Here is a 12,804-nt window from a genome sequence, read left to right as displayed (position 1 = left end):
CGCTGAGTGTCGGAAAGCAGCTTCAGAAGAGCCTGCGCTCCGGCGGTCGAGGAGGCCGGGTTCTGGCCCGTGATCAGCCGACCGTCCCTGACGACGAAGCTCTGCCAGTTCGGCGCCTTCTCGAAGAGCCCGCCCAGCCGCTTCAACTCGTCCTCGACCAGGAACGGCACGACATGGGGTGAGCCGGACCTCCTCGGCATAAGCCAGGAAGGCGGGCTGTGCATGGCGCCGTCGAGCACCATCGGCGCAGTCATGCCGTCGAGCCGTAAGGCGCCGACGAAGGTTGTGGTCTTCCAGTGTCCGTGCGGCACGGACGCCCGGCAGCGCTGGCCACGGCGGGCCCGGCCGCAGCGGCGGGCCGTCTTGGTCGGGTGCCGGTCTCGTCGATGAAGACCAGCCTTTCGGGATCCAGATGCGCCGTGATCTCGCTCAAGGTGATGTCCGGCGTCTGCTCGATCAGCCCCAGGATCTCCTCGGCATGAGCCTCGAGCCGCTGCGAGCATTGATCGCCGCCCCGCGGCCGCGGCACCACCACGCTCGTGCGACGCCATTGCTCGACCCATTTGATCGCCGTCGAGGCGGCGTCCCAAAGCGCTTCGCCGCGGAGCGCCGCGCCATGCCGCCGTCCACGGCCCGAACCCAGCCGGTCCCGGATATCCATGGAAAGAGGTCGCGTCATGCAGGCTGGCCTTCCTTTACCAACCCGCATCTTGAATCAGAATTCTCAGTCTTCGGGAGTCCCCTACGATTCCTCAAGGTCGGAGACTGCGCTAACGCCGCGAGATTTTTGAAGAACTTAGAATGAATTTCACTTTATTTTAAATATAAATCAATAATCTATATTTAAAAGCAACAATTAATCAGGGTAAAAATTCCCAGGATCAGATTTTTTGTGTTGCCATTCGTCCAACAAAATGGCAAGTATCGTTTGCGAGGACGGATGATTCTCGCCAGACAAAGACTTTCCTGAAAAATTTCATGTACTCGCGTCGTGAAGTGCGGTTGCGCTCTTCGCTGAGGTTTCTTTGAGCTCGCGCAAGATGTGAGGGCACGATGGCAGTCATCGATTTGGATCATCGAGCCGAGGCGCAGACGCCTCCCTCCGCCAGGGTGTTCGGCCTTGGCCAGGATATTCCGCCCGGTGTCGTCCCGGAACGGATGCATGCCTGGACGCTCCGGCGCGAGCGCCACGGCGACCCCTCGACTGCGTTTCAGCAGGAGGTGGTCGACGTCCCCGAGATCGGGCCGGATGAGGTCCTGATCCTGGTCATGGCGGCGGGCGTCAACTACAACGGCGTCTGGGCGGCGCTCGGCCATCCGGTATCACCCCTGGACTTCCACGATCATCCGTTCCACATCGCCGGATCGGATGCCTCCGGCATCGTCTGGGCAGTCGGATCGAATGTCCGCAACTGGCGTGTCGGCGACGAGGTCGTGGCCCATTGCTGCCAGGTCGACGGCGATGACGAGGAATGCAACGGCGGCGATCCGATGCTGTCGTCGTCGCAGCGGATCTGGGGCTACGAGACGTCGTACGGCGCCTTCGCGCAATTCACCCGCGTCCAGGCGACGCAGCTTCTGCCTCGGCCCAGGCATCTGACCTGGGAGGCGAGCGCCTGCTACACGCTGGTCCTGGCCACCGCCTACCGGATGCTGTTCGGCCATGTGCCGCATATTCTCGGTCCGGGCAAGACCGTGCTGGTCTGGGGCGCGGCCGGCGGTCTCGGCTCGATGGCGATCCAGCTTGCGGCGGTCGTCGGGGCCCGGTCGATCGCCGTGGTCTCGGATGAGGCCAAGGCGGCCCATGCCCGCAAGCTCGGCGCGGCGGCGACGATCAACCGGTCCCAATTCGATTGCTGGGGGACGCCGCCGCCGATCGGGTCGCCGGAGCACGCGGCCTATCTGGACAAGGTCAAGGTGTTCGGGCGGGCCGTGCGCCAGGCGGCCGGCCGCGGCGGTGAGGTCGATATCGTCTTCGAGCACCCGGGGCGGGATACCTTCGCGGTCTCGAGCTTCCTGGTGAAGCGCGGCGGCATGGTCGTGTTCTGCGCGGCGACCAGCGGCTACGACCTGACCTTCGATGCCCGCTACGTGTGGATGCGGCAGAAGCGGATCCAGGGCAGCCATTTCGCCAATCTGAAGCAGGCCGCCGAAGCCAACCGCCTGGTCATGGCAGGCCGCATCGATCCCTGCCTGTCCGAGCTGTTCACCTGGGACCAGCTGCCGGCGGCCCACGCCAGGATGCTGCGGAACCAGCACCCACCCGGGAACATGGCGGTCCTGGTGCATGCCGCCCGTTCGGGCGAAGGATCGCGGCTGGACTGATCGTCTTTCCAGGCGACGACAGGCCCGATCGCACCCATCCAACCGCCCCTCAGGCGCGCAAGGAGATCGTGATGGCAACGGACCCGCTGCCGAATGCCGAGGATCGTTGCTTCTCGGACATCCTTGCCCGGAGGGCCGCGGCCCATCCGGGCAAGGACGCGCTGATCGTCGTCGGCACCGACGGCGCGGAAAAGCTCCGGCTGAGCTATGGCGAGCTGCACGCACAGGTGGACCGGTACGCGGCCGGGCTCATCCAGCGCGGCTTGGCCGGGCGCCGGGCGATGATGCTGTTCGAGCCCGGCGCCGGCTTCGTCGTGGCATTCATGGCCTGTCTCCGCGCAGGCGTGACGGCGTTGCCGTGCCATCTGGCCAAGCCGGGCCGGTCCACCTGGGATCGCCTGATCGCCATCGTGCGGGATTCGGACGCGGCCACCATCCTGACGGAGGAGGCATCGATCCCGAAGCTCGCCGGTTGGTTTGCCGACAGCCCCGAGCTGTCGTCGCTGCCGATGCTCTCACCCGGCGATCTCGACGCCGACCCGTCCGACATCGATTGGCGGCGGCCGTCGGCTGACACTCCGGCCTTTCTGCAATACACCTCGGGATCGACCGGGGCGCCCAAGGGCACGGTCGTGACCTTCGGCAACCTGATCGCCAACGCGGCGGTGATCGGCCCCCATTGCGGGTTCGATTTCGACGCGATCACGGTGTGCTGGCTGCCGCCCTATCACGACCTCGGGCTGATCGGGAACATCCTGCAGTCGCTGCTGGACGGGGCGCTGTGCGTGCTGCTGCCGCCGGTGTCGCTGATCCAGAACCCCCGGCGGTGGCTCGAGACCATCACCCAGTACCGGGCCACGATCAGCATGGCGCCGAACTTCGCCTACGAGCTCTGCGTCCGCCGGATCCCAGCCGAGAAGCGGGACGGCCTCGACCTGTCGAGCTGGAGATCCGCCGTCAACGCCGCCGAGCCGATCCGCGCCTCGACCATCGTCGGCTTCGTCGAGGCGTACCGCGGCCACGGCTTCCGCGCGGAAACGTTCCGGCCGGTCTACGGCTTGGCGGAGGCGACGCTGATGGTCTCGGTCGGGGATCTTGGCCGGCCAGCCCGGATGCTCTCGGTGGAGTCGAGCGCCGTGGATTCCGGGCGGATCGTCCCGGCTTCCGGCCCGGGATCGCGCCTGCTCGTCGGCTCGGGCAAGGTCCGGGCTCCCCAGCGGGTCTCGATCGTCGACCCCAACAGCCACCAGCTCTGCGGCGAAGGCGCGATCGGAGAGGTCTGGGTGTCGGGTCCCTGCGTCGCGCAGGGCTATTGGCGGCGTCCCGAAGTCTCGGCCCAGACCTTCGGCGCGCGGCTGGCGGACGGGCAGGGACCGTTCCTGCGGACGGGGGATCTCGGCATCGTCATCGACGACGAGCTCTACATCACCGGCCGGATCAAGGAGGTCATGATCGTCAATGGCCGGAACATCTATCCGCAGGATATCGAGGGCACCGTGCAGCGCGCGCATGACGCGCTCAAGCCGGCGGGCGGCGCGGTGTTCTCGATCGACCGCGAGGATGGCGAGGCGATCGTCGTGGTCCAGGAGATCGAGCGGTCCTGGCTGGCCACCGCGAACCGCGAGGACCTGGTCTCGCGGATCTCCGAGGCCGTGTTCCGCGAGCACGACCTGGCAGTGGCGGAGGTGGTGCTGACCAAGCCTGAGACCGTGCCGAAGACCTCGGCCGGCAAGATTCAGCGCGTGCTGTGCCGCGACCTCTACCGGCGCGGCGAGCTGGAGCGGGCGATCCAGGGCCGGTCGGCCAGAACCGCGCCGATCGCCGTGAGGCCGGCCGACGGCACCAGCGCCGCCGGCGGCATCCCGGTCCTGATCGCGCGGTGGGCGGCGGGCCGCGGGCTCCAACTCCCGTCCGCGCCCGGCCAGACCTTCGCCGAGGCCGGTTTCGATTCCGTCAGTGCCGTCGAGCTGACCCATTTCCTTGAGACCGAGCTGGAGCTCGAGCTCGACCAGACCCTGCTGTGGACCTGCACCACGGTCGACTCCCTGTCGCAGTACCTGGCCGGGCGGCGCGATCCGGGCGCCCCGACCGGAGCCGCGCCGGAGCCGCCGATCGCAGAAGCGGCCAACTGGTAGCCGGAAGATGCGAGCTGAACTGGAGGCAAGGCCGATGAACTCCCAGCCGGCACCTGGTGTTTCGGTCGACCCGGTCGCGATTATCGGCATGGCGTTCCGGCTGCCGGGCGACAACGACACGCCGTCCGCCTTCTGGGATTTCATCACATCCGCGAAGGTCGCCATCCGCGAGACGCCGGCGGACCGCTTCGACATCGAGGCCTGGCATTCGCCGGACCCCGACCGCTCGGGGACGACCTATTCGCGGCGGGCCGGCTATGTCGGCGATCCCTATGCCTTCGATCCGGAGTTCTTCCGCATCTCTCCGGCCGAGGCGCTGGAGATGGACCCGCAGCAGCGCTGGATGCTGCAGCTGTGCTGGAGCGCGTTGGAACATGCCGGGATCGTGCCGTCGAGTCTGCGGGGGCAGCGTGTCGGCCTGTTCCTGACCGCCGGCGACGTCGACTATGCGCGCCGCACCGTCGCGTCCGGCGACCCGCACCGCATCACCGCCTGGGGCAAGCTCGGTGCCAACCGGGCGGTCGGCGTCGGCCGCGTCGCCTTCACCCTCGGGCTGCAGGGCCCCGCGATCTTCCTGGATTCGACCTGCTCCTCGTCGCTCGTGGCGGTGCATCTGGCGGCGCAGAGCCTGCGCTGCGGCGATTGCGACCTGGCGATCGCCGGCGGCGTCAACCTGATCCTCGGGCCCGAGGAGACGATCGGCTTCGCCCGGTTGCAGGCAATGTCGCGGACGGACACCTGCCGCACCTTCGACGCCCGGGCCGACGGCTACATCCGCGGCGAGGGCGGCGCCGTTATCGTGCTGAAGCGGATCGGCGACGCGACGGCCGACAAGGACCGGGTGGAGGCGCTGCTGGTCGGATCCGCCGTCAACAACGACGGCGCCAGCAACGGCCTGACGGCGCCGAACGGGGCGGCGCAGGAGGCCGTGATCCGCCAGGCGCTGGCCCAGGCTGGCGCCGGCCCGGAGGATGTGGCCTATGTCGAGGCCCACGGCACCGGCACGCCGCTCGGCGACCCGATCGAGCTCACGGCCCTGCGCAACGCCTACACCAGCGACGCGGCGCGGCGGTCGCCGCTGCTGCTGGGCGGGCTGAAGTCCCAGATCGGCCATCTCGAAGGCGCGGCGGGCATCGTCGGGCTGATCAAGGCTATCCTGGTGCTGCGCCATCGGCAGGCGCCGCCCCAGGCCGGGTTCGACACTCCCAATCCGCGGTTCCGCTGGGACGGGGCCGGGATGGAGGTGCCGCGGACCGGCCGCGACCTGCCGGCCGAGGGCGGCCTGGTTGCGGTCAGCTCCTTCGGCATCAGCGGCACCAACGCCCATGCCGTGTTGGCGCCGCCGCCGGCGGCCAGGCCGGCGCAGCAGCCGGACCGGATGCGGGTCCTGACCCTCTCGGCGCGGTCGCAATTGGCTCTCGCGAGGCTCGCGGCCGCCTATGAGACGCCGCTGGGCCCGTCCGGACCCGGCCTGCGCGAGCTCTGCTACACGGCGAGCGTCCGGCGCGAGCATTGGGACCATCGGCTGGCCATCGTCGGCGCCTCGCGCGCGGAGATGGCGGCGGCGCTGCGCGAGCACACGGCCGGGGTGCCGTCCGGGCGATGGCATGCCGGCAACAAAGCGGCGCCGAAGAGCCGGCTGGTGTTCCTGTTCCCCGGCCAGGGCGGGTGGCGGCCCGGCGTGGGTGGCGGGCTGTACCGCGACAACCCGATCTTCCGGTCGGCCGTCGACGACTGCCTCGCGCGCCTGACGCCCGATGTGGCGACCGAGGTGCAGCGGGCTATCCTCGACCGCGATCCCATCCGCGCCCGCCATGATCCCGGGCAGCTCGCGCATTTCGTGGTGCTGCATTCGCTGGCCCGCACCTGGATCAGGCTCGGCGTCAGCCCCGATGTGGTGATCGGGCACTCGCTGGGCGAGCATGTGGCGGCGGTCGTCGCCGGCGTCATGTCGCTCGATGACGGGCTGAAGGCCGTGGAGGCCCGCGGCCGGCTGTTCGAGACGCTGCGGCCGCACGGCGCCATGCTGGCCGTGGCCGCGGGCGCCGAATGGCTCGGGACGGCGTTCTCGTTCGGCACCGAGCTGTTCATCGCCGCGATCAACGGGCCGGAGCAGACGGTGCTCAGCGGCACCGCCGCGGCCGTCGCCAATGCCGAGCGGGCGCTGGTGGAGCAAGGCATCCGGGTGTCACGGGTCGCGACCTACGACACCCCCGGCCATTCGCCGCTGCTGGCACCGATCCTGGCGCCGTTCCGCGACGCCCTTGCCCCGCTCCGGCTCAAGGCGCCCGAGATCGAGCTGATCTCGACGGTCACCGGGCGCCGCGCCGGGGACGAGATCGCCACGGTCGATCACTGGGTCGACATGGTCGAGCGACCGGTGCGGTTCCGGGAAGCGCTCGACGGCATCGCCAGGGATGGCGCCGCATTCCTCGAGGTCGGGCCGGGCAAGGCCCTGTCCAACCTGGCGAAGGCGGCGTCGGGCGACTGGATTCGGATGATCTCCTCGCTCTGCGACGGTCCGGGCGGCGACGAGGATCCGGAGCCCGACGGCCTGGCCCATGCCTGCGCCCGCCTGTACTGCGCCGGCCATTCCCCGGATTGGCGGCGCCTCTACGGGACCCCGCCATCTCCTGTCGAGGCGCCGACCTACGCCTTCGACCTGAAGCACATCGAGCTGCCGGCCGTGGGGCTGACGCCGCGCGCGAACAACCTGCATCCGGTGTCCGTCGTCTCGGCTCCTGGCGAAGGGGCGGCTGTCGCATCGGCGAACATGGCCGACATGCTGGCCGCGGTCGTCGAGACCGTTCGCCCGGTCGTCGGCGACGTGGCCGACGAGGACGCCGCCCTGGTCGCGCTCGGCCTGGACTCGCTGGCGCTGACGGCGATCCGCGGCCGACTGCAGCAGGCGTTCGGGCGAGCCGTCCCGCTGGCCTGGTTCGCCGCCGGCGCCTCGCTGCGAAGCATCGCCGCCTTCTATTCGGACGAGATGGCGGCGCCGGTCACGCCGATCCCGTCGATCGCTCCCCCCGACCATGTGCTCACCCTCCGGGACGGCTCAGGGCCGCTGGTGGCCCTGGTCCACCCGGTCGGGGGCGACGTGCTGTGCTATGGCGAGCTGGCGGCGGCCTGGCCCGGCGATGCGCGGATCGTCGGGATCCGCCACCCGGAAGCCGAGGCGGGCCGCGTCCGCTACCGCTCCCACGGCGAGCTGGCGCAGCTCTATCGCCGGGCGGTCCTCAAGGCCGCCGGCAGGGTCCCGGACATCATCGGCGGCTGGTCGTTCGGCGGGTCCGTCGCCCAGGAGATGACCTGGCAGTGGGAGGAGGAGGGCGCCCGCATCGCCGGGCTGGTGGCCATCGACAGCCCCCTGCCGGACGGCGTCTACACCGACCGGATCCGCCGCCTGGTCGACAGCGTCGGCAGGGCCGAGGACGACGATCTCTTGGACCTCCTGGTCGCCCATCCGCAGTTCGAGGCGATCTTCGACGAGCAGCACGGCCTCGGCCGGCTTTGCGACCTCGCCGACCCCGCGACCGTGGAGCGTGTGTTCCGGATCCATGCCGCGAACGCTGCCGCGCTGGCCCGGCACCGGCCGAGAGCCGTTCGGGCGCCGCTCTCTTATGCGCTCGCCCTCCGCGCCGGCAATGCCGGGCGCTCCGAGGCGGCCGTCCACCCCCTGGAGGCGCTCTGCAGCGGGCCGCTGCGGATCCTCGGCTTCGACAGCGATCACTTCTCGATCATGCGATCCCCCGCGGTCGAGGCCGTGGCCGGCTTCCTCGGAGCGGCGGCGAAACCTTTCGCGCAGCCCGTGCCCCTGGTGGCCGAGTGACGGGACGGAGAGGATAATGCAGACATTCCAGAATGTTGCGGTGCCCCGGCTGGGATTTGGCGGGCTCGACGCCGACCTGACGGATGAGGAGCGGGAGGTCCAGCGGAGAATCCGGGAGTTTGCGCTCGGCGTGATGCGTCCTGCCGCCGCCAGGCTGGATCCGATGGCCGCGGCGGATGTCGTCGCACCGGAATCGCCTCTCTGGGAGTATCTGACGCGCTTCGAAGAGCTCGGCATCAACCCGGCCTGGCTGGCGAGCCTCGGGCCGCATCGCCTCAAGCGCATGCTGCCGCTGGTCTTCGAGGAGCTGGCCTATGGCGACGCCGGGCTGGCCGTCGCGGCCTTCACCTCGAAGATGCCGGCGGCAATGGCGATGGCCACCCGGAACCCGGAGCTGGTCGAACGCTTCAGCCCGTTGCGAGGCTGCTGGATCGCGATCCTGGCGGACCGGGGATCCGACGCCATCGACCATGCCGGATTCGAGCTGGCCAAGGGGGCCAGGCAGTCCGAGGGCAGCCTGCGGGCCGTGGTCACCGCGTCGGAGGTGACCCTGAACGGGGTTTCGTCCGACTGGATCTCCTGCGCCCCGATCGCGGAATGCGCCCTGGTCCATTGCCCCGCGGATTACGGCAACGGCATCGCGAGACCGGATGGCGGCGTGTTCGGGGTGGCTGTCTTGGTCCCGTTCGACCTGCCGGGGATCGAGCGTGGCCGTGCGGTCGAGAAGATCGGCCAGCGCACGCTGCCGACCGGGCATGTCCGATTCGACAATGTCCGCGTCCCGGCCAGCTACATCATCCGGGGGCAGGATCAGTACTACGCCTCGATGGCCGGCACGCACACATCCGGGGCCATGAACGTCGCCGCCATCGCCACCGGCGTCGCGAAGGCGGCGTTCGACCACACGCTTGACTATGCCCGCTCGCGCGAACAGGGCGGCGCGACGCTCATCGCCCACCAGCATGTGAGATGGCGGCTCTGGGAGATGTGGCGGAAGCTGGAGACCTGCCGCGCCTCCGTCCGTCGGGGAGCGTCCTACAACTTCTCCGAGCAGGGGCCGCACCTCCTCGCCTCCATCACCGCCAAGACGACGGCGACCCAGACCGCGTTCGAGGTGGCGATGGAGGCGGTCCAGATTTTCGGCGCCAACGGGCTGTCGCGGGATTTTGCCGTCGAGCGGCTGCTGCGCGACGTCACCGTCTGTCTGATCCAGGGGGGAGAGAACCATTCATTGGGCCTCCAGGGCGGCAATTGGCTGCTGCACGCCCATGGCGCGGACGGGATCGCGGACCCCATCGCGAAGCGGGCGGCGGAGTGAGCAGGCCCATTGCGGCATCGCGCCTGGGGGATCCCACGGTCTCCATCGGCATTCCCACGCGACGCGATGGCCGGCCGCTTCCTATCGTCCGGTGCCGGCGCAACCGCCGGCGGGCAACTGGGACCGAGGCGACGATGGACAGTATCGGCAGGACCGACGCCTGGGCCGAGGCGCCGAGCTACGAGCACTATATGGGCCGGTGGAGCCGGCGGATCGCCGCGCCGTTCGTCGACTGGCTCGATCCGCCGGCGCGGGCCGACTGGCTCGAGGTCGGCTGCGGCACGGGGGCGCTGACGGAAGCCGTCCTGGCCGGGGGCGCGCCGCAGTCGATCCTGGCCATCGATGCGTCGGACGGGTTCGTCGCCCATGCCCGATCGATGATCCGCGACGGGCGGGCCCGGTTCGAGGTGGCGGGGGCGCGGCGCCTGCCCGCGGCGGACTCGGCCATCGACGTCGTCGCCTCGGCGCTTGTCCTCAACTTCATCACCGACCGGCCGGCGGCACTGGCCGAGATGCAGCGGGTGCTGCGGCCGGGCGGGCTGCTGGGCTTCTATGTCTGGGACTATCCCGGCGGCGGGATCGGCTTCATCGATGCTTTCTGGAAGGCCGCCGCCGACATCGACCCGCGCGCCACCGCCCTGGATGAAAGCCGCCGGTTTCCCTTCTGCACCCGGCTCGGCCTGCTGGCGCTGTGCCGCGCGGCCGGCCTGCGCGCGCCGGTCATCGAGCCGATCGAAATCCCGATCGTGTTTCGCGATTTCGACACCTTCTGGCTGCCTTTCACCCTGGGGGCCGGGCCGGCGCCTGGCTACTGCGCCGGGTTGGCCGACGACCACCGGGCCGCGCTGAAGGCGCATCTGGCCCGGACGCTCGGGACCGGCGGTCCGGTCCGCTTCCGGGCCCGCGCCTGGGCGGTCAAGGCGCAGCGGCGGGGCTGAAAAGGCGGCCGATCAGCCGAGCCCGATCCGCCCGGCGCCGGCCCGGAACAGCGGGACGGCGTCCGGCACGAAGCGGTGCGCGGCGAGGAAGTCGGCGATGCGGTAGCCCGGCTGCGACCGGTGGATTGTCGTCCGGTGCCGCTGCGCCTCGTCCAGCCGTCCGGCCAGCGCCAGGCAGCAGGCGGCGATCGCCTGGATGTGGATATGGGCGTTCGGTCGGGCGGCGGCCCGGACGCTCCAGTCGGCTGCCTCGTCAAAGCGTTCCAGCCGCGCCAGCGCCATGGCCCGGCAGCCCAGCATGCCGATCATCAGCGGGTCGAATGGGCTCAGCAGGCGTGAATGGTCGGAGGCCGAGATCGCGGTCGCCGGGTCGCCGCCCTGCGAATGCACGAAGCCAAGGGTGTAGTGGCCCAGTGCGAAGCTCGGGCTCAGCTCCACCGCCTGCTCCAGCTCGACCAGCGAGCGGTCCTGGCGGCCGCGCAGCCACAGCGCCCGGCCCATGGCCCAATGCGCGGCAGGGTCGCGGTCGTCGGCGGCCAGGCCCTCTCCGGCGACCTCGAAGGCCCGGTCGATGGCCGTCTCGCGTGGCACCCAGCCCAGGAAGGCGCTCTGGAAATGGGTGGTGGACAGGCCGGCATAGGCCGGCGCGAAGCTCCGGTCCAGGCGCACCGCCATCTCGAAGAACCGGCGGGCCTGCTCGTTGTCGGCCCGGGTGAAGCGGTACAGGTGCCACAGGCCGCGATGATGCGACTCCCAGGCGTTGAGCGAACCGGGCGGCTTCAGCACTGCGCAGTTGCGCTCGACCGTCTCGATCTCGGCGGCGACCGAGGCCACGATGCGGTTGCCGATCTCCTCCAGCACCAGGAAGGCGTCGTCCAGCGCCCGGGTGTAGGCCTCGGCCCAGACCAGCCGGGCGGTGCGCGTCTCGACCAGCTCGACCGCCACCATCAGGCGGCTGCCCCGGCGCTGCAGCGAGCCGCCGACCACATAGTCGACATTCAGCATCCGGCCGGCCTGCTCCGGGCCGATCTGCCGGTCGCGCAGGGCGAACACCGAGCCCTGGGCGATGACGAACAGGCTGCGCATCTTGGCCAGTCGGGTGGTGATGTCGTGGGCGAGGGCGTCCGCGATCCCGCCCCGGGGCGTCGCCTCCGCCGACCCGTCGGCGAAAGGCATCACCGCGATGGAGCCGCGGCGCGGCGCGGCTGCCGGGCTTTCGGCGCCGGCGTCGCGGTCAAGGGAGGACACGGCCGGGGCGGCCTCCCGCCGCGGCGTAGCACAGGGCTCCGCCCTGATCGCCCGCCAGAGATCCCGGACGGGCTCGCAATCGAGGCCCTCGGCCTCGAACAGCCGCGCCGCCGCCGCCAGATGCTGCTCGCCCTCCCGGATCTGGCCGCGCCGGGAAAAGTGACCCAGCAGGCTTTCATGGGCGCGCAGATCGAATGGCGCGAGGCCGAGCCAGGTCTCGAGATAGCCGAACACCTCATCGCCGTTCGCGGTCCTGGCGAGCTGCTCCAGAAGGGCGACATGGCAGCTCTGGAACCGTCGGCGCTGCGCCGTGAGCCAGCCGTTGAACTCGGGATTGCGGTCGATCTCCAGCCCGTCGAGGAACTCGCCCTGGAACAGCGCGGACAGGGCCTGCAGTTCGGCCGGCGGCAGCGTCTCGACGCCCAGCCGCGCGACGCGGGCGATCTCGATCGCATCGACGCGGCAATCCGCCAGATCCAGCGCGACGGCAGTGCCGTCGGCCTCGAGCCGGCGCCGATCCGGGTCGTCGACGATGCTCCTGAGCTTGCTCAGGCACCAGCGCAGCTCGGCGCGGGGATCGTTCGGAACATCCCACAGCAACTCGCAGAGCTGGCTGCGCGACACGGCCCGTGGCGCCAGCGCCAGATAGGCGATCAGCGCCCGTGTCTTGCGCGATGCCGGCAGCGCCACCGCGGCGCCGTCGCGATGGATGGTCAGGGGGCCGAATAGCCGGATGCGCAGCCGCGGCGCAGCATCGTCCCGGCCGGGCCGATCGGTCTCCACCGGTGTGCCCAGGCCGGCGATCACGCCCGCCTCCATGCGGCGTCGTTCCGCCGACGGGGCGGCAGGCTGCGGGGCCGGACAAGGGAAGGGAGATCACCCATGGATGCATCCATTGGCACGATCGTTCAGACCATGCGGTCCGAGCATGTCGAATTTACGGCACGTGGATCCTGTCGACAGGTGTGACCCAGGTCACATCGCGACCTCTCGGAAAGATCCTGGTGC

At 70.1% G+C, this 12,804-nt stretch carries 8 protein-coding genes (1 of these 8 cut by a window edge); 5 read left to right on the top strand and 3 right to left on the bottom strand.

The window, feature by feature from the left end; all coding sequences use genetic code 11:
• Window positions 1-254, bottom strand: partial view of a type 1 glutamine amidotransferase family protein gene (locus tag QFZ27_RS36775; RefSeq protein WP_429231805.1) — the 5' portion only. It extends 28 nt beyond the left edge of the window; only the first 254 of its 282 coding nucleotides appear in the window; the start codon lies at window positions 252-254; its stop codon lies beyond the left edge, outside the window.
• Entirely contained in the window at window positions 251-661 is a 411-nt protein-coding gene (locus QFZ27_RS36770; protein WP_429231803.1) for a hypothetical protein, read from the bottom strand. The genes QFZ27_RS36775 and QFZ27_RS36770 overlap by 4 nt, the downstream gene beginning before the upstream one ends.
• Before the next feature lie 392 nt (window positions 662-1,053).
• Here QFZ27_RS36770 and ccrA point away from each other — a divergent pair, with 392 nt between their 5' ends.
• The 5 genes from ccrA to QFZ27_RS36745 all read left to right on the top strand — a co-directional run bounded on the left by ccrA (window position 1,054) and on the right by QFZ27_RS36745 (window position 10,548).
• Window positions 1,054-2,325: a crotonyl-CoA carboxylase/reductase gene (ccrA, locus tag QFZ27_RS36765; protein ID WP_429231801.1), complete on the top strand. Its 1,272-nt coding sequence runs from the start codon at window positions 1,054-1,056 to the stop codon at window positions 2,323-2,325.
• 71 nt (window positions 2,326-2,396) lie between these two features.
• On the top strand, window positions 2,397-4,460 hold the full coding sequence (locus QFZ27_RS36760) for an AMP-binding protein (RefSeq protein ID WP_429231799.1): 2,064 nt from the start codon (window positions 2,397-2,399) through the stop codon (window positions 4,458-4,460).
• A gap of 34 nt (window positions 4,461-4,494) precedes the next feature.
• Window positions 4,495-8,292 carry a type I polyketide synthase gene (locus tag QFZ27_RS36755; protein WP_429231797.1) on the top strand — a complete coding sequence of 1,266 codons (3,798 nt, stop codon included), beginning with the start codon at window positions 4,495-4,497 and terminating at the stop codon, window positions 8,290-8,292.
• Window positions 8,293-8,308: 16 nt separating this feature from the next.
• Window positions 8,309-9,610 carry an acyl-CoA dehydrogenase family protein gene (locus tag QFZ27_RS36750; protein WP_429231795.1) on the top strand — a complete coding sequence of 434 codons (1,302 nt, stop codon included), beginning with the start codon at window positions 8,309-8,311 and terminating at the stop codon, window positions 9,608-9,610.
• A 134-nt stretch (window positions 9,611-9,744) separates the two neighbouring features.
• A complete protein-coding gene (locus QFZ27_RS36745) occupies window positions 9,745-10,548 on the top strand; it encodes a class I SAM-dependent methyltransferase (protein WP_429231793.1) in 804 nt (267 codons plus the stop codon).
• A gap of 12 nt (window positions 10,549-10,560) precedes the next feature.
• Here QFZ27_RS36745 and QFZ27_RS36740 read toward each other — a convergent pair whose 3' ends face one another.
• Window positions 10,561-12,603 carry a hypothetical protein gene (locus tag QFZ27_RS36740; RefSeq protein WP_429231791.1) on the bottom strand — a complete coding sequence of 681 codons (2,043 nt, stop codon included), beginning with the start codon at window positions 12,601-12,603 and terminating at the stop codon, window positions 10,561-10,563.
• Between the last annotated feature and the right edge of the window lie 201 nt (window positions 12,604-12,804).

Origin of the sequence: Inquilinus ginsengisoli (genome assembly GCF_050434925.1) — a bacterium.
In the GTDB taxonomy this organism is placed as follows: domain Bacteria; phylum Pseudomonadota; class Alphaproteobacteria; order DSM-16000; family Inquilinaceae; genus Inquilinus; species Inquilinus ginsengisoli_B.
This window is presented reverse-complemented; position numbering and strand designations above follow the sequence as displayed.

What these genes read in the sequence shown, in the direction of transcription:
- QFZ27_RS36770 (WP_429231803.1), bottom strand. Translation starts at nt 661, where the DNA reads ATGGATATCCGGGACCGGCTGGGTTCGGGCCGTGGACGGCGGCATGGC.
- ccrA (WP_429231801.1), top strand. Translation starts at nt 1,054, where the DNA reads ATGGCAGTCATCGATTTGGATCATCGAGCCGAGGCGCAGACGCCTCCC.
- QFZ27_RS36745 (WP_429231793.1), top strand. Translation starts at nt 9,745, where the DNA reads ATGGACAGTATCGGCAGGACCGACGCCTGGGCCGAGGCGCCGAGCTAC.
- QFZ27_RS36760 (WP_429231799.1), top strand. Translation starts at nt 2,397, where the DNA reads ATGGCAACGGACCCGCTGCCGAATGCCGAGGATCGTTGCTTCTCGGAC.
- QFZ27_RS36755 (WP_429231797.1), top strand. Translation starts at nt 4,495, where the DNA reads ATGAACTCCCAGCCGGCACCTGGTGTTTCGGTCGACCCGGTCGCGATT.
- QFZ27_RS36750 (WP_429231795.1), top strand. Translation starts at nt 8,309, where the DNA reads ATGCAGACATTCCAGAATGTTGCGGTGCCCCGGCTGGGATTTGGCGGG.